Source organism: Pseudactinotalea sp. HY158 (genome assembly GCF_009660225.1).
In the GTDB taxonomy this organism is placed as follows: Bacteria; Actinomycetota; Actinomycetes; order Actinomycetales; family Beutenbergiaceae; genus HY158.
On the sequence record NZ_CP045920.1, the window covers coordinates 3,514,703 to 3,530,230 of the forward strand.

Here is a 15,528-nt window from a genome sequence, read left to right on the forward strand (position 1 = left end):
GGTGTCAGATCGATGAGGCATAATCGCTGAGTCATTGCAGCCACCGCACTGGCACGGCACCCATGACACCGAGGAGACTCCCGAGTATGACCACCGCCGCACCCAGCCGTCTGGCGCCGCGCACCTCCCCGATCTCGTTCGACGAGGGGCAGCGGGCAACCGACCTGCTCGGCCGGATGGTGCGGGTGTTCGATCAGCGCATCGTGGGCCAGGAGGCCCTGCGCACCGCGCTCATCAGCTCGCTCGTCGCCGGCGGGCACGTGCTCCTCGAATCGGTGCCCGGCCTCGCCAAGACCACCGCCGCGGAGATCCTCGCCGCCTCGGTCGGCGGGAAGTTCCACCGCATCCAGTGCACGCCCGACCTCATGCCCAACGACATCGTCGGCACTCAGATCTACAACTACGGCACGGGCGAGTTCTCGACCCAACTCGGCCCGGTGCACGCCAACCTCGTGCTGCTCGACGAGATCAACCGGTCCTCGGCCAAGACCCAGGCGGCGATGCTCGAGGCGATGCAGGAGCGCCAGACCTCGATCGGCGGCACCAACTATCCGCTGCCGAAGCCGTTCATGGTCATGGCGACCCAGAACCCCATCGAGGAGGAGGGCACCTACGTGCTGCCCGAGGCCCAGATGGACCGGTTCCTCATGAAGGAGGTGCTCTCCTACCCCAGCCCCGAGAACGAGGTGACGATCCTCGACCGCATCTACACCGGGTCGATGGAGGCGCCCCTGACGGGATCCCCGATCACGCTGGCGGACGTCTCGTTCCTGCAGCACCTGACCACCAAGGTCTACGTCGACACGGCGATCAAGCAGTACATCGTGGCGATCATCAACACGACCCGCGGCGGCGGACCCCGCCCGCTGCCGGACTTCACCAAGCACGTGCGCGTCGGCTCCTCCCCGCGCGGGGGCATCGCGCTCATGCGGATCGCGCAGGCCGTCGCGCTACAGGAGGGCCGCTCGTACGTGGTGCCCGACGACGTCAAGTCGTTCCGGCACGCGATCCTGCGCCACCGCCTCGTGCGCACCTACGACGCCCTCGCCAACAACGTCGCCCCCGAGGCCCTGATCGACGCGATCTTCGCGGCCGTTCCGAGCCCGTGACGCCCCCGCAGCGGTGACGACCCCCTCCCCCATGACGCCGAACTCCCCCTCGCGGCTCGCGAAGGTCCGCGCGCGGCTGGACCTGCCCACGGTCCGCCGCGCCTCCGGCCTGCTCTCGGGACGGCACCGCTCGATCTACTCCGGGCACGGCCAGGACTTCGACGAGATGGCCCTCTACCAGTACGGCGACGCCATCTCCGACATCGACTGGAAGGCCTCGGCCGCCTCGGGCATCCCCGTGATCCGCCGGTTCGTGCGCGAGTCGAACCTCGCGATGGTCCTCGCCCTCGACACGGGCCGGAACATGAGCGCCACCGCCCGCGACGGCGACCCGAAGAGCGCCGTGGCCCTGTTCGCCGCGGAACTCATCTGCTACCTCGCCCGGGCCCGCGGCGACACGGTCGCACTCGTGGCCGGGGACGCCGAGCGGCTCATCCAGCTGCCCGCCCGCGGGGGCCTCTCGCACATGGAGATGCTGCTCTCCCGGGCGGAGGCGATGTGGACGCGGCAGGCGCCCGCCTCCGACCTCGTGCGCGTGCTCGACCGCACCCTCGCGTGGTTCACGCGCCGCTCGCTCGTGGTGGTCATCACCGACGAGGCCCGGCCCACCGACGAGCACGAGGCGGCGCTGCGCCGGCTGCGCACCCGACACGAGGTCATGTTCGTGCAGGTCGCGGACGCGCTGCCGACCATCGACGAGCATCTCGCCGTGGACGATGTGGACCATCACCTCGACATCCCCCAGTTCCTGCGCGCGAGCCCCGGGCTGGCGGAGCAGGCGGCGGCGTACGTGGCCGAGCGCCGCGCCCGCACCCAGGCGCTGCTGCGGCGCCGGGGCATCGAATCGGTCACCGCCACGAGCATCGACGACCTGATCAACCAGCTCATCGACCTATTGGGGAGGCAGAAGCGTGTCCATCACTGACCTTCCCGCCCGCCTCGCCGCCCTGATCGACCTGGTCAACCCAGTCAACCTGATCAACCCTGTCGACTCGGCCGGCCCGAGCGTGCCGCCCCCCGCCCTCGGCGAGGCGCCCGCGGGGGCGAGCGCCGTCGTCCATACGCTTGCGGTCGACATCCACGAGCCGGTGATTCCCGCGAGCTACTCGACCTGGGTGTGGGTGGTGGGCCTCGCGCTCGTCGTGGCCGTGGCCGCCTGGTACGGGTGGGTGCTGTGGTGGACCAGGCGCCGCCCCGCCCCCGATCCGCACGCCGACCCGGCCCAGTGGACCTCGCTGCGCGCAACCACGCTGGCCCGCGTGGACGAGGCCGAGCAGCGGTTCCGCGACGGCGAGTCGGACCTGCGTGGCCTCGCCCTCGGGCTCAACCGGATCATGCGCGAGTTCTCGACCGCCCGGCTCGGCCAGGACACGACCTCCCTCACCGTCTCGGAGATCGCCGACCTCGACGGCACCGACCGGCTCGCCGGGCTGCTGCGGGGCTACGAGGAGCCCGCCTTCGCGTTCGACAGCGACACCGAGGCCCTGACCGCCACCGGCCGCGCCCGGGAGGTGATCACGGCATGGTGAGCCAGGTGCTGCTCCAGCCGTGGGCCCTCGCGGCCGCGGTCGCGCTCGTGGTCGCCCTGGGCGTGGCGGGCTGGTGGGCGCGTCGTCCGCGCATGGACGACGCCCACGTCACCTGGATCGCGAACGCCGAGTACGTCCCGGGCCTGCGGAGCTTCCAGAGCCAGCTGCGGGTCTACCGCACGGGAATGGTCTCGGCGGCGGTCCTGGTCGTGGCCACGACGCTCGCGGCGGGGGTCGTGGCCTCCCGGCCGGTGGAGCAGGCGGTCCGATCCGACGAGCTTGCGACCCGCGACATCGTGCTCTGCCTCGACGTGTCCGGCTCGATGATCGGCTACGACGAGGAGATCGTCGACCGGTTCCTCGAACTGCTGCCCTCGTTCCACGGGGAACGGGTGGCGCTGTCGATCTGGAACTCCACGTCGCGCACGGTGTTCCCGCTGACGAACGACTACGAGATGGTGCGCGAGCAGCTGGAGGAGGCACGCTACGTGCTCTCCTTCGACCTCGACTCCTTCGGGCTCGGGATGGATCAGCACAAGTACGAGCGGCTGCTCGACTTCATCCAGGGCACCTACCTCGAGTCGCTCGACTCCGCCTCGCTCGTGGGCGACGGGCTGGCCAGCTGCGGGCTGCTGTTCGACGAGTCGGACACGGAGCGCTCGCGCTCGATCATCTTCGCCACGGACAACGACGTGCAGGGCGAGCCGCTGTACACGCTGACCGAGGCCACCGACAAGGTCTCGGACCAGGGCGTGAAGCTGTTCGGGCTCTACGCCGGCGAGACGACCGCCTACTCCGAGGGCCTGCGCGACGAGTTCCAGCGGGTGTTCACCGCCCACGGCGGCTCGTTCTACGAGGCGAGCAACCCGGACCTGGCCGACGACGTGGTCGATCAGATCGCGGCCCAGCAGGCCGCGGACCTGGACGCCACCGAGAAGGTGATCACGACCGACCGCGCCACGAACGCGTTCGGCTGGCTGGCGGTGCTGCTCGGCGGCTACCTGATCGTGATGTGGAGGTTGCGCTCATGAGCCTGCAACCGTTGTGGCCGATCTGGCTCCTCGCGGTGGTGTTCGTGCCGCTGGCGGCACTGGCGGTGTGGCAGCTCGCGCGCAGCCGGGGCCCGCGCCGAATGGACTGGATCCGGCGGTGCGCGCTCCTCGCCGTCGTGGTGTTCATCGGGCTCGGCCCCTCGACGCAGGCGCGCATCCCGGACGGGCTCACCTCGAATGCGGAGCTGTACTTCGTGGTGGACCGGACCGGTTCGATGGGCGCGCTCGACTATTCGGGCGACGAGCCGCGGCTGGCCGGGGTCCGGGCCGACATGGAGGCGCTCACCGACGTGTTCCCCGCGGCGAGCTACTCGATCCTCGCGTTCGATTCGACCGCCACCCAGCAGTTGCCGCTCACGACGGATGCCCGCGCGGTGCGCAGCTGGGCCGAGACCGTGACGCCCGAGCTCTCCGCCTATTCGGCCGGGTCCTCGATCGACCGGCCGCTCGAGGCGCTCACCACCACGCTCGAGCGGGCCGCGACCGAGCGGCCGGAGAACGTGCGGCTCGTGTTCCTGCTGAGCGACGGGGAGAACACCCGCGCCTCCGGGTCCAATCCGGACACCGTGGCCTCCTTCGCCCCGCTCGCGCCCCTCGTGGACGGTGGCGCCGTGCTCGGCTACGGCACGAGCGAGGGCGGGCAGATGCCGCTCGTGACCGGCAGCGGGAGCTCGAGCAGCGAGCGGATCATCGACCCCGCCACCGGCGAACCGGCGATCTCCCGGATCGACGAGAACGCCCTGCGGACCGTGGCCGCCGAACTGGGCATCGAGTACCTGCACCGCATCGACGACTCCTCGCTCGACTCGCTCGCCGACGACGTCGACCTCTCGACGATCACCGGCGACGGGCGCCGCGACATCCTCACCTACGAGGGCTTCTACTGGATCGCCGCCCTCGCGGTGGCCGGGCTGCTCGGGTGGGAAGCGTGGAGCCTCGTGCGGGAGGTGCCCAAGCGCTCGTGGATGCGGGGCCGGGCCGCGCGGTCCCGGGCCGCGTCCGGCGGTGCCGGTGGCCACGGCGGTGCCGGTCGCAGCACGGACGGCGGCGGGATCGGCTCCGGACCGTCCGGCGGTCTCGACACCGCACCGTCCGCGGCGGCGTCCCACCTCGTGGGCGAGTCGCGGCAGATGGCGGGGAGACGACCATGAGTTCGACGCTCACACCACCGGCCTGGCTGCCCGAGCCGGGCACGTTCACCACCCCGGCCGAACGCCGGGACGCGCTCTTCGCGAGCAGGCTGGCCGCCCGCCGCAGGCGCCTGCTGCTGTGGTCGGCCCCGCTCGTGCTCCTCGCGCTGCTCGCGAGCGCGAAGCTGCTCTCGGCCACCCTCATCAACATGGCGGGGTCGAGCGCCTATTCGAGCGCGAGCTACGCCACCGCACAGGACCGCTACGAGGACCTCAAGTTCTTCAACGTGATCGAACCGTGGAAGGCGTACTTCAACGAGGGCACGGCCCGGTACGCGGCCGGGGAGTTCTTCCTCGCCACCCAGCAGTTCGATCCCGCCCTCGACCTCGTTCCCCGGGCCCTGGAGGGTGAGCCGCGGGAGCCGCTCGAGTGCGCGGTCCGCACGAACTACTCCCTCTCCCTCGAGGGGCTGGGCGACGAGAGCCTCGCCGCGAACGATCCGGGCATGGCCACGAACTACTACGACCAGGCCCAGGAGATGCTCGCCGACTGCGGCACCTCCGGCGGCGGGGGCGAGGCGGCCGAACAGGCCGAGGAGCGTCAGCAGCAGCGCCAGGAGGAGGCTCAGAACCAGCAGGAACAGCAGCAGGGCGGCGACCCGGACAGCCCTGAGAACCCTGCGAACCCTGACAGCCCTGCCAACCCCTCGGACTCTCCCAGTGCGGGCGATCCGACCCCGGGTGAGGAGTCGCCGACCCCGGGCGATGACGGCGGCGATCCCTCCGAGAGTCCGAGCGAGGGTGAATCCGGTGGCCAGGACCCCTCCCCGACGCCGTCCGAGGGCGGCCCGGGTGAGGGCACCCCGTCGGCGGAGCCGAGCGGGCGGCCGACCGATCCGAAGGAGCAGGAGCTCCAGGACCGCAACGACGAGGCGAACGAGACCGGCGAGCAGGAGACCGGCAGCGGGCTGGGCAGCGGACAGAACTGGTAGCGGACCGGGCCGGGAACAGGCCGAGCCCGGCCGAGCCGAGGGCACGGCGTCTTTGCCGGGGCCGGGCTACGGGTGCCTACCGAGTGGGATGGCCCCCGGGTGCAGCGCCACACAAACTGAGCCGGGTGCGCGTGCCTCACGGGAGGAGCGTGAACGCGTCGACATGGGCCGGTCGTACCACGGTGAAGTGGCGTCGATCGACGGTCGCGATCTCGCTGATGTCGAGGCGTTCGGCAGTGGCCACGACCGACGCGTCGACGGTGCCCAGCGGTAGATCCCGGTAGCGCGCGACCAACTCGGCGATGCGTAGCCAGTCCGCTGCCGCAACGGGCGTTCACCTCATGTATGCCAGCATGCCTGGCGGGGGTCGGCGGCGCCAGGGTTCCTCGCGTCGAGTCGCCGAACACGGGACCCTGTGGAGGTCGGTCGCCGGGGCCTCGACACAATCCCGCGTTCGAGCCGGCGCCGGCTCAGGACTCGCGCCGCACGAGGGCGTTGGCGAGGTTGTCCCGGGCGACCTGGGTCGTGGGATGGTCCGGGCCGAGGGCGCGTTCGGCGTCAGTGGTGAGCCGGCTGTACATCTCGATGGCGTCGTCGAGCCGGTTCGCGGACTCGAAGGCACCGGCGAGGTTGTTCCGACACGTGAGGGTGTTCGCATGGTCGGGCCCGAGGCTGCGCTCCGCGCCGATGAGCGTGAGCTCGTACTGCTCGATCGCCTCGTCCACCCGGCCGACGGCCTGATAGGCGTAGGCGAGGTTGTTCCGACTCGTCAGGGTGTCGGGGTGGTCGGCGCCGAGCGCCTGCTCCCGGTCCGCGAGCGCCTGCTCGTAGGAGGTGATCGCCTCGTGCAGCCGGCGCGCGGTCTCATAGGCGTGGGCGAGATTGTGCCGGCTCATGAGGGTGGCCGGATCGTTCGGGCCCAGCACCCGCTCCCGGGCGGACACGACCCGCTCGTACAGGTCGATCGCCGCCTCCGGGCGCTCGGCCGACTCGTAGGTGTATGCCAGGTTGTTGCACGTCGTCAGGGTCGCCGGATCGTCCGGGCCGAGCACCCGCTCCCGATCGGCGAGGGTGCGCTCGTACAGCGCGATCGCCTCGTCGTAGCGACCCGCGGACTCGTACACCCCGGCGAGCGCGCTGCGGCCGGTGAGCGTGTCGGGATGATCGGGTCCGAGCTCCCGCTCCCGCTCCGCCACGGCCCGCTCGTAGCGGGTGACCTCGTCCACCTGTTCCATGCTGCCCACCCGCGTCGTTCGTATCGCCCAGATCGTCTCGATCATCGACATCGTCCAGATCGCCCGGCTCGTGCCCGGCACCGTCATGCTACGGCGCCCGGCGGCCCCGATCCCGGTCCAACGGTCCTACGCGGGCCGGCCGGCCCCGACCGTTCCCGGTCAGCCCCAGACCAGGCCCCGCGAGGGGTCGGACATGATCGCGGCGACGTCGGCCAGCACACGCGAGCCGAGTTCGCCGTCCACAAGCCGGTGATCGAAGCCCAGGCCGAGCTGGGTGACCCACCGGGGCTTGACCTTGCCCTTGTGCACCCACGGCCGCTGCTCGACCGCGCCGAAGGCGAGGATCGCCGACTCGCCGGGGTTGAGGATCGGGGTGCCCGTGTCGATGCCGAACACGCCGACGTTCGTGATGGTCACCGTGCCGTCCTGCATGGAGGCCACCGGCGTGCGGCCGGAGCGCGCGACCCGGGTGAGCTCGCCCAGGGCGACGGCGAGCTCGAGCAGGCTCATCCGGTGGGCGTCCTTGATGTTCGGCACCACGAGGCCGCGGTTCGTGGCGGCCGCGATGCCGAGGTTGATGTAGTGCTTGTAGACGATCTCCTGGGTGGCCTCGTCCCAGGCGGCGCTGATCTCCGGGTGCCGGCGGATCGCGAGGATGAGCGCCTTGGCGGCGATGAGCAGCGGGGTCACGCGCACGTCGGCGAACTCCCGATCGGCCCGCAGCCGCTCGACGAGCTTCATCGTCTTGGTCACGTCGATCGTGGTGAACACCGTGACGTGGGGGGCGCTGAACGCGCTCGAGACCATCGCCTCGGCGGTGCGGCGGCGCACGCTGCGCACGGGCACGCGGGTCTGGCGGCCGTCGCGGGAGACCGTGCCGCCGTCGAGCCAGGGCCGGTCGTCCTCGGGGTGGACCACGAGCCGTTCGGCGCGGGAGGTCTCGACGGCGTCGAGCACGTCCTCGCGGGTGACGAGATCGCCCGGCCCCGTGCCGCGGACCCGCGTCAGGTCGACCCCCAGGTCCTTCGCCAGCTTGCGCACCGGCGGCTTGGTCAGCACCGGCACCCCCGTGGGGTGGACCGGCTCGTCCACCTCGACCGCGACCGCCTGCGGCGGTGCGAGCTTGTCATGGACGACGCCCGGCCGAGTCGCCCGGTCCGGCTGGGACGGGTGCGTGGCCGAGGTGGGCTGCCCTGCAGGCCCAGCGGGCGCAGCGGGCCCAGCGGGCGCAGGCGTTCCGGCCGGCGCCGTGGGCTCGGGTGACGGGGTGGACCCGGTGGCCGATGTGGACGGCGTGGGCGGCGTGGGCGACATGGACCCGGTAGGCCGTGTGGTCCCAGTGGGCCGGGCCGGCTGGATCGATGACTGTCCCGCCGGCTGGGCCGCCGACTGGGCCGCCGACTGGGCCGGGCCGCGCCGCGCGCGCCTGGTCGCGGGCGCCTTCGCGGTGCCGTAGCCGACGAGCACGTCGCCGCTGGTCTCGTCCTCGTCCGCGGACGTGCCCGTGCCGACTGGGTTCGTCGACCCCGTCGAGTCCGTCGAGCCGGCCGGAGCTCCCGAGCCGTCGGGGTCGACGTCGAAGGTGATGATCGGTGTGCCCACCTCGACCGTGTCGCCGACCGCGGCGAGCACCTCGGTCACGCGACCCGCGTGCGGGCTGGGCAGCTCCACCAACGACTTCGCGGTCTCGATGTCGACGAGCGGCTGGTTCACGGTGACGATGTCACCGACGGCGACCTTCCATTCGACGATATCGGCCTCGGTCAGGCCCTCGCCGACGTCGGGGAGGGGGAACGACACGAACGTGGGCATGCTCGATCCTCTCAATCCACCGGCTCAGTACGCCAGCACACTATCGACCGCCTGCAGGATACGGTCGAGGTTGGGCAAGTAGTGAGACTCGACCTTCGACACGGGGTAGGGCATGTGGAACCCGCCCACCCGGTGCACCGGGGCCTCGAGGGAGTAGAAGCACTCCTGACCGATGCGGGCGGCGATCTCGGCGCCGGCCCCGAAGAAGATCGGCGCCTCGTGCACGACGACCAGCCGGCCGGTGCGGCGCACGGATTCGGCCACGGAATCGAAGTCGATCGGGGAGATCGACCGCAGGTCGAGCACCTCGATGCTGCGCCCCTCGGCCTCGGCCACCTCGGCGGCCGCGAGGGCCGGCTTGACGCTCGGCCCATAGCCGACGACGGTCACATCGGTGCCATGGCGCAGGAGCCGGGCCCGCTGGAGGTCGTCCTGCCCGTCCTCCGACAGCACGCTCCGCCCGCTCACCGGCGCGATGCCCAGGTCCGCGTCCGTGGCCGAGGTGGCGACGTCGTCCTTGTCCCAATAGCGAGCCTTGGGCTCGAAGAAGATGACGGGATCCGGGCTGGCGATCGCCTGCTGGATCATCGTGTAGGCGTCGGCGGCGTTGCTCGGGCTGAGGATCCGCAGCCCGGCGGTGTGCGCGAACAGCGCCTCGGGCGACTCGCTGTGGTGCTCGATCGCGCCGATGCCGCCGCCGTAGGGGATGCGGATGACGACGGGCAGCTCGAGCGCGCCGCCGGTGCGGTAGTGGAGCTTGGCGAGCTGGGTGGTGATCTGGTCGTACGCGGGGAACACGAAGCCGTCGAACTGGATCTCGCACACGGCACGGTAGCCGGCGTAGGCCAGCCCGATCGCGGTGCCGACGATCCCGGACTCGGCGAGCGGGGTGTCGACCACCCGCTCGGGCCCGAAGTCCTGCTGGAGCCCCTCGGTCACGCGGAAGACGCCGCCGAGGGCGCCGATGTCCTCGCCCATGAGCAGGACCGTGGGATCGCGCTCCATCGAGCGGCGCAGGCCGGCGTTGATCGCCTTGGCCAGGGCGAGCCGTTCACTCATTCCGCCTCCTCGAAGCCGGCCTCGTAATCATGGAACCAGGCCCGCTCGCCCTCCACGAGGGAGTGCCGGCCGGCATAGACGTGATCGAACATCGACTCCGGGGCGGGCGACTGCAGGGAGCGGCAGTAGTCGCGGGCGCTCGCCCCGAGCTCGTCGGCCTCCTGTTCGAGCTCCGCGAAGAACTCCGCTCCCGTGCCCTCGGCCTCGAGATGGGTGCGCAGCCGCTCGAGCGGGTCGAGACGGCGCCAGCTCTCCTCCTCCTGCGCCGTGCGGTAGCGCGTCGGGTCGTCGGAGGTGGTGTGGGCACCCATGCGATAGGTGACCGCCTCGATGAAGGTGGGGCCGCCGCCGCCGTGTGCGCGCTCGACCGCCGCGGCCGTCACTGCGTAGCTCGCCAGCACGTCGTTGCCGTCGACCTGGATCGAGGGGATGCCGAATCCGGTGCCGCGATCGACGATCGGGCCGGGCGACTGGACGGCCGTGGGCACCGAGATCGCCCACTGGTTGTTCTGGCAGAAGAAGATGACCGGCGCGTTCGCGGAGGCGGCGAAGACCATCGCCTCGCTCACATCGCCCTGGGAGCTGGCGCCGTCGCCGTAGTAGGTGATCACGCAGCGGTCGCGGCTCGGGTCACCGGTGCCGACGTCGCCGTCGCGCTGGATCCCGAGTGCGTAGCCGGTGGCGTGCAGCGTGTGGGAGCCGATCACGAGCGAGGGCGTGGCGAAGTTGTTCGCGAAGGGGTCCCAGCCGCCGTGCTGCTGCCCGCGGTAGAGCAGAAGCAGCGTGTTGAGGTCGAGGCCTCGGACCCGGGCGACCCCGTGCTCGCGGTAGGAGGGGAACACGAAGTCCTGCGGGGAGAGCGCGTGGGCCGAACCGACCTGGGCGGCCTCCTGCCCCTGGCTCGGCGGCCACAGCCCCAGCTCCCCGTGTCGCTGCAGGGCGGTCGCCTCGGCGTCGAACCGGCGCACCAGCGCCATGTCGCGATACATGGTCTCGAGTTCGGTCCGACCCAGATGGCTCACGCGGTCCGCGTAGTCGCCATCGGTTCGCCTCGTGCCCGTGGGTGTGAGCAGCTGAACCATGTCCGTTGCCCCGGGGGTCTCCCGGTCGCCGTCGGAGGTGATCACACCGAACTCCTTGTCCTCGTGCCGCGGCCGCCGAGGCGACGACCTGCAACCTACGCCAGCGTAGGCTACGGGAGCGTAGGTTTCGGTGGGCAATATCTCACACTTGTCGGCGTCGACCTTTGTGGGGTTCTCACAAAGCGCGACGAATAGTGCCGACATGGAGCCGGTGCAGCACGGGCAGCACGGGACTGGGTGCCCCGAACACCACCAGGAGGGGTCCAACACACCCAGAGGGCACCCAGTGCTCCCCGGGGCACGTCTCGACCGGGTCACCGAGGGCGGCGGCGGAGGTCCCTCAGCGCCAGCGGGCGGCGAGCGCGATGGCGAGGTCGTTGGCCTCGGGCTCGCCGATGCTCACCCGCACGCCGTCGCCGTCGAAGGGGCGCACGGTGATCCCGGCATCGAGGGCCGCGCTCGCGAACGCCGTGGCGCGCTCGCCCAGCCGGAGCCAGTAGAAGTTCCCCTGCGGATGGCCCAGGTCCCAGCCCTGCCCGCGCAGGGCCGCCACGACCCGTTCCCGCTCCCGCACGACCTCGTCGACGATCTCGTCGATCGCCGGCTGCTGGGCGAGCGCCACCCGGGCGGCGCGCTGGGCCACGGCGTTGACCGCGAAGGGGGTGGCGGCGGCCCGCAGCGTGCGCACGATCCGGGGGCGCCCCACGAGGTAGCCGACCCGCAGCCCGGCCAGGCCGTACGCCTTGGAGAAGGTGCGGGCGAGCACGAGGTTCGCGTGCTCGGCGAGGAGCGCGCGCCCGTCGAGCCGGTCGGCGGTGCGGTCGAAGTGCACGTACGCCTCGTCCAGCAGCACGAGCACGTCCTTCGGCACCCGCGGCAGGAACGCGGCCAGCTCGGTGTGTGTGAGCGCGGCCCCGGTCGGGTTGTTCGGGGTGCACACCATGACGACCCGGGTGGCCGGGGTGATCGCCGCGAGCATCGCCTCGAGGTCGTGTCCGCCGTCGGGCCGGTTCGGCACCGGCACGCCGGTGGCGCCGCTCGCCTGCACGAGGATCGGGTAGGCCTCGAAGGACCGCCACGGATAGACGACCTCGTCGCCGTCGGCCGCCGCGGAGCGCACCACGAGTTCGATGAGCGCCACGGATCCGTTGCCGGCGAGCACCGCATCGGCGTCGACCCGGAGCCGCTCGGCGAGGTCGGCGCTCAGGTCCTCGGCCGCCATCTGACCGTACCGATTGACGTCCACGGCGGCGTCGGCGATCGCGGCGACGACGGCGGGCAGCGGCGGATGGGCCACCTCGTTGGAGGAGAGTTTGAACACGCGCGGCCCCTCGGCCCGCTTCCCGGCGACGTAGGCGGGCAGGCCCTCGAGCGCCGGTCGGAGTCGGACGTGCTCGCGGGTATGTCCGGCGGGGGGCTGCTCAGGGGTCATGGTGCAAGCATGCCGCACGGGCGGTGATGCAATAATCGCCCGATGCAGTTCGTGTTGAGAGTCCTTGCCAACGGGGTGGCCATCTGGCTCGCCTCCGAACTCCTCGCCGGTGTCGCGGTCAACTCCGACGAGACCTGGCAGTCGACCGTGCTCGTGATCGGGATCATCTCCCTCATCTTCACGCTGATCAACAGCATCGTGAAGCCGGTGGTCAAGATCGTCACCTTCCCGCTCTACATCCTCACGCTCGGCCTGTTCTTCGTGATCGTCAACGCCGCGATGCTCCTCCTGACCAGCTGGATCAGCTCCCACACCCGGTTCGGGCTGAGCATCGACAACTTCGGCACGGCCGTGCTCGGCGCCCTGATCATCTCGATCGTGTCGGCGATCATCATCGCGATCCTGCCCGACCGCCGCCGGCGGCGGCAACGCTGACCCCCGCTCACCCAGCTCACCCGGCCCACTCCACCCCCTGGAAGTAGCGCGTCTCCACGGCGACGCCGGCGGGCGCGATCTCCTCGAGCAGGTCCTTCACGCCTCCCAGGAGCGGGTCGTCGGAGGCGTCCACCCGTTCGGCGGTGCGCAGATACGCGGGCAGGTCGTGTGAACCGCGCGCGTCCGTGATCGCCCGATCGAGCGGATCGGCCGACTCGTGCAGCGAGCGCTCCACCGTGACCATCCCGGGCTCCACGCTGTTCGAGTCGTCGTCGAGGCCGGGCACGGGATCCTCCGTGTGCTCGAGGGCGAGGGTCTGCGCGTCGGGCGCCGCCAGGTCCGAGATCGGGCTCCCGGCGGTGATCACGCCGGCGATGTTGAAGTTCCTCGCCTCGGGATGGTTGGCCACGTTGACCGCGACCATCCCGCCCTGGGAGTGGCCGGCGATGACCACCGGGTCCGTCGGCCCCACCCCCGCCCTCCGCATCCCGGTGAGCACCATCCGGGTCGCCGCCGAGTCCATCCCGATCAGGGCCGCCGGGTTGTTGCGCCAGCTGAGCGGGTTCGTCAGGCTGATGCCGTCCTGGCTGCCCGGCACGAACACCTCCCAGGCGACCGAGCCGTCCGGAGCCGTGAGCTTGTCGATGCGGAACTGCCCGGAGACACCGCCCGACCCCGGGTAGAGGGGCTGAATCGCCGCCACGGCGCCGGCGACCGTGGACACGGGGGCCGCCGCCGGGCCGGTCCACTCGCGCACGGCCACGGTCGTCGACGGGCCGAGCGCGAGCGCAATCGTCCGCGCGGCCTGGGCCTCGGGATCGGGGTGGAACGGGAAGACGGCGCGGGTGACCTCCCGCAGGATCTTCCCGCTCCCGGCGCCGCCGGGATGGACCTGGCCCATCGCCATTCCCTCCGCCTGCCCGCCGACGACCCCCTCGGCGAGGCCGAGCACGTGTCCGAAGGGCAGGAGTGGCCCTGGCAGCATCGCCGCCGGGTCGAGCCGGCCTCCACCCGGAAACAGGATCCGCCCGGCCTGCGCCCAGGGTGCGTGGTCGAGTTCGGGGCTGTGCATGCGCTCCGAGATCACGCGCAGCGGGCGGATCGGATTAGGCACGAGCGGCCCCCGCAGGCCGAAGACGCCGGGCCCGGGGATCCGCGCCCGCGCCGCGGCCTCGGCCCATTCGTAGCGTGCCACGGCGATCCGCGCGCTGCTCGCGATCTTCGCCGCCTCGTGCCGGTGGGCGAGGATCCGCCCGCAGGCCTCGGACAGCGCCGCCAGCACGGTCGACCCGCCCGGGGCCAGGTGCGCTCGCGGCGTCAGGATCGCCCGGGCCCGCTGGAGGGAGGCCGTGACGGTCGCCAGGCGGGCGACGACCTCGTCGATCTGGTCGGCCCGCCGGTGGACGAGTTCGGTGTCGACGCCGTAGGCGCTCGTGCCGATCGGCGCGCCGTAGACGATGAGGCCCCCGTGATCGTCCGGCATCAGCGGATCCCTCCCGACAGCGCCGCCGCCGCCTGCGCGAGCGCCAGCTCGTGGCCATAGGCGATCCGCCCGACGTGACGCAGGTCGCCCCGCAGCCGCACGAGCTCCGCACACAGCCCGATGAGCCGGTCGCGGCAGGCGTCCCCGGCCACTCCGACCCAGTCGGACAGGTCGATCCGGGCCACGTCGGTGGCCACGGCGTCGACCTCGTCCGCGGCCGCGAACACCGCCGCCGAACCCAGGTGATCTGCCATCGTCGCCTCCTCACCGGCGGGCCCGCGCCCAAGCCGTTCCGCACGTGTTCGCCGACAGTAGGAGTCGCGACCGGGGCGCGGCCACGCTCGTCGTCGCCGCTGTGGATCCGGACTCAGCCTGTGGACGACGCAGCCTCGCCCGGCCGCGCGGGCGAGGCCCGGGTCTGATGGCCGGGATGGTCGGCCCCGTCCCGGGCCGCCCGGCCACGCCGGCAAGGTCTGAGTGCCGCGCGGGTGTCGGGCGGATGTCGGGCGAGTTCCGCCAGGGTGCAGGGCGGGTACAGCCGAGGTGCAGCCGGGGTACAGCCGGGATGCGGCCTGAGTGGGCATCGGCGCGTGCATCCGGGCGCGGAGTGTGCTGACAATGGGTCATGGCCTCCTTGTACGCGATCAGCGTGGTCTGCACCGGAAACATCTGCCGCTCCCCCATGGGCGAGGTCATCCTCCGCGAGGCCGTCGCCTCGGCGGGGCTGGCCGACCACGTGCGCGTGGTCTCGGCCGGGACCGGCGACTGGCACGTCGGCGACGGCGCCGACCACCGGGCCGCGGCCGTCATGGCCGACCACGGGATGAGTCTCGCCGAGCACCATGCCGCCCAGTTCACCGCGGCGGACTTCGCCCGCGTCGACCTCGTGCTCGCCCTCGACGCCGGCCACGAGACCTACCTGCGCCGGCTCGCCCCGTCCCCGGCCGACCGGGACAAGGTGCGGTTGCTGCGCAGCTTCGACCCCGTCTCGGTCGCCGACGACGACCTCGAGGTCGCCGACCCCTACTTCGGGGACCGCCGGGACTTCGAGATCACCTACGAACAGCTCCGGGCCGCGGTGCCGGGAATCCTCGAGCACGTGCGGGCCGCCCTCGCCGTGCACGCCACCCGCTGACCCATCGCACCCTCCACTGCTCACGGCCCCGGGCCGGGGCGGG

The 15,528-nt window shown here is 71.9% G+C and carries 15 protein-coding genes and 1 pseudogene; 8 read left to right on the plus strand and 8 right to left on the minus strand.

Annotation, left to right across the window (positions count from 1 at the left end):
- Window positions 1-86: 86 nt before the first annotated feature.
- Genes GCE65_RS15515 through GCE65_RS15540 form a run of 6 tightly spaced genes read left to right on the plus strand, consistent with a single transcriptional unit; the run spans window position 87 to window position 5,812 of the window.
- Entirely contained in the window at window positions 87-1,109 is a 1,023-nt protein-coding gene (locus GCE65_RS15515; RefSeq protein ID WP_370460150.1) for an AAA family ATPase, read from the plus strand.
- 31 nt (window positions 1,110-1,140) lie between these two features.
- Window positions 1,141-2,034 carry a DUF58 domain-containing protein gene (locus GCE65_RS15520; RefSeq protein WP_153879013.1) on the plus strand — a complete coding sequence of 298 codons (894 nt, stop codon included), beginning with the start codon at window positions 1,141-1,143 and terminating at the stop codon, window positions 2,032-2,034.
- A complete protein-coding gene (locus GCE65_RS15525) occupies window positions 2,021-2,638 on the plus strand; it encodes a DUF4381 family protein (RefSeq protein ID WP_153879014.1) in 618 nt (205 codons plus the stop codon). The genes GCE65_RS15520 and GCE65_RS15525 overlap by 14 nt, the downstream gene beginning before the upstream one ends.
- Window positions 2,632-3,669: a hypothetical protein gene (locus tag GCE65_RS15530; protein ID WP_152909794.1), complete on the plus strand. Its 1,038-nt coding sequence runs from the start codon at window positions 2,632-2,634 to the stop codon at window positions 3,667-3,669. The genes GCE65_RS15525 and GCE65_RS15530 overlap by 7 nt, the downstream gene beginning before the upstream one ends.
- Window positions 3,666-4,841, plus strand: coding sequence for a VWA domain-containing protein (locus tag GCE65_RS15535; RefSeq protein ID WP_153879015.1), 1,176 nt, complete (start codon window positions 3,666-3,668; stop codon window positions 4,839-4,841). Before GCE65_RS15530 ends, GCE65_RS15535 begins: the two co-directional genes overlap by 4 nt.
- Window positions 4,838-5,812: a hypothetical protein gene (locus tag GCE65_RS15540; protein ID WP_153879016.1), complete on the plus strand. Its 975-nt coding sequence runs from the start codon at window positions 4,838-4,840 to the stop codon at window positions 5,810-5,812. Before GCE65_RS15535 ends, GCE65_RS15540 begins: the two co-directional genes overlap by 4 nt.
- 136 nt (window positions 5,813-5,948) lie before the next feature.
- Here GCE65_RS15540 and GCE65_RS15545 read toward each other — a convergent pair.
- The 6 genes and pseudogenes from GCE65_RS15545 to GCE65_RS15570 form a co-directional block, all read right to left on the minus strand.
- Window positions 5,949-6,131 (minus strand): annotated as a pseudogene (locus GCE65_RS15545) (PIN domain-containing protein); the annotation flags it as partial.
- A 151-nt stretch (window positions 6,132-6,282) separates the two neighbouring features.
- On the minus strand, window positions 6,283-7,134 hold the full coding sequence (locus GCE65_RS15550; RefSeq protein ID WP_153879018.1) for a tetratricopeptide repeat protein: 852 nt from the start codon (window positions 7,132-7,134) through the stop codon (window positions 6,283-6,285).
- Window positions 7,135-7,206: 72 nt separating this feature from the next.
- A complete protein-coding gene (locus GCE65_RS15555) occupies window positions 7,207-8,859 on the minus strand; it encodes a dihydrolipoamide acetyltransferase family protein (protein WP_153879019.1) in 1,653 nt (550 codons plus the stop codon).
- A gap of 24 nt (window positions 8,860-8,883) precedes the next feature.
- On the minus strand, window positions 8,884-9,918 hold the full coding sequence (locus GCE65_RS15560) for an alpha-ketoacid dehydrogenase subunit beta (RefSeq protein ID WP_152909800.1): 1,035 nt from the start codon (window positions 9,916-9,918) through the stop codon (window positions 8,884-8,886).
- On the minus strand, window positions 9,915-11,000 hold the full coding sequence (pdhA, locus tag GCE65_RS15565; RefSeq protein ID WP_153879318.1) for a pyruvate dehydrogenase (acetyl-transferring) E1 component subunit alpha: 1,086 nt from the start codon (window positions 10,998-11,000) through the stop codon (window positions 9,915-9,917). Before pdhA ends, GCE65_RS15560 begins: the two co-directional genes overlap by 4 nt.
- Window positions 11,001-11,340: 340 nt before the next feature.
- Window positions 11,341-12,432: a histidinol-phosphate transaminase gene (locus tag GCE65_RS15570; protein WP_153879020.1), complete on the minus strand. Its 1,092-nt coding sequence runs from the start codon at window positions 12,430-12,432 to the stop codon at window positions 11,341-11,343.
- 42 nt (window positions 12,433-12,474) lie between these two features.
- Here GCE65_RS15570 and GCE65_RS15575 point away from each other — a divergent pair, with 42 nt between their 5' ends.
- Window positions 12,475-12,867 (plus strand): phage holin family protein, encoded by a 393-nt coding sequence (locus tag GCE65_RS15575; RefSeq protein WP_152909802.1) that lies wholly within the window; start codon window positions 12,475-12,477, stop codon window positions 12,865-12,867.
- 16 nt (window positions 12,868-12,883) lie between these two features.
- Here GCE65_RS15575 and GCE65_RS15580 read toward each other — a convergent pair whose 3' ends face one another.
- Together GCE65_RS15580 and GCE65_RS15585 are read right to left on the minus strand one after the other, a co-directional pair.
- Complete coding sequence (locus GCE65_RS15580; RefSeq protein ID WP_153879021.1) at window positions 12,884-14,350, minus strand: hypothetical protein; 1,467 nt, start codon at window positions 14,348-14,350, stop codon at window positions 12,884-12,886.
- Entirely contained in the window at window positions 14,350-14,604 is a 255-nt protein-coding gene (locus GCE65_RS15585) for a hypothetical protein (RefSeq protein ID WP_153879022.1), read from the minus strand. Before GCE65_RS15585 ends, GCE65_RS15580 begins: the two co-directional genes overlap by 1 nt.
- Before the next feature lie 371 nt (window positions 14,605-14,975).
- Between GCE65_RS15585 and GCE65_RS15590 the strand changes: the two genes are divergently transcribed.
- The gene (locus tag GCE65_RS15590; RefSeq protein WP_152909805.1) at window positions 14,976-15,485 is read left to right on the plus strand and encodes a low molecular weight protein-tyrosine-phosphatase; all 510 of its coding nucleotides are present in this window, start codon (window positions 14,976-14,978) and stop codon (window positions 15,483-15,485) included.
- The last annotated feature ends 43 nt before the right edge of the window (window positions 15,486-15,528 follow it).

Coding starts and splice junctions, on each gene's coding strand:
- GCE65_RS15515 (WP_370460150.1), top strand. CDS start 87: ATGACCACCGCCGCACCCAGCCGTCTGGCGCCGCGCACCTCCCCGATC.
- GCE65_RS15520 (WP_153879013.1), top strand. CDS start 1,141: ATGACGCCGAACTCCCCCTCGCGGCTCGCGAAGGTCCGCGCGCGGCTG.
- GCE65_RS15530 (WP_152909794.1), top strand. CDS start 2,632: ATGGTGAGCCAGGTGCTGCTCCAGCCGTGGGCCCTCGCGGCCGCGGTC.
- GCE65_RS15535 (WP_153879015.1), top strand. CDS start 3,666: ATGAGCCTGCAACCGTTGTGGCCGATCTGGCTCCTCGCGGTGGTGTTC.
- GCE65_RS15540 (WP_153879016.1), top strand. CDS start 4,838: ATGAGTTCGACGCTCACACCACCGGCCTGGCTGCCCGAGCCGGGCACG.
- GCE65_RS15550 (WP_153879018.1), bottom strand. CDS start 7,134: ATGACGGTGCCGGGCACGAGCCGGGCGATCTGGACGATGTCGATGATC.
- GCE65_RS15555 (WP_153879019.1), bottom strand. CDS start 8,859: ATGCCCACGTTCGTGTCGTTCCCCCTCCCCGACGTCGGCGAGGGCCTG.
- GCE65_RS15560 (WP_152909800.1), bottom strand. CDS start 9,918: ATGAGTGAACGGCTCGCCCTGGCCAAGGCGATCAACGCCGGCCTGCGC.
- pdhA (WP_153879318.1), bottom strand. CDS start 11,000: ATGGTTCAGCTGCTCACACCCACGGGCACGAGGCGAACCGATGGCGAC.
- GCE65_RS15570 (WP_153879020.1), bottom strand. CDS start 12,432: ATGACCCCTGAGCAGCCCCCCGCCGGACATACCCGCGAGCACGTCCGA.
- GCE65_RS15575 (WP_152909802.1), top strand. CDS start 12,475: ATGCAGTTCGTGTTGAGAGTCCTTGCCAACGGGGTGGCCATCTGGCTC.
- GCE65_RS15580 (WP_153879021.1), bottom strand. CDS start 14,350: ATGCCGGACGATCACGGGGGCCTCATCGTCTACGGCGCGCCGATCGGC.
- GCE65_RS15585 (WP_153879022.1), bottom strand. CDS start 14,604: ATGGCAGATCACCTGGGTTCGGCGGCGGTGTTCGCGGCCGCGGACGAG.
- GCE65_RS15590 (WP_152909805.1), top strand. CDS start 14,976: ATGGCCTCCTTGTACGCGATCAGCGTGGTCTGCACCGGAAACATCTGC.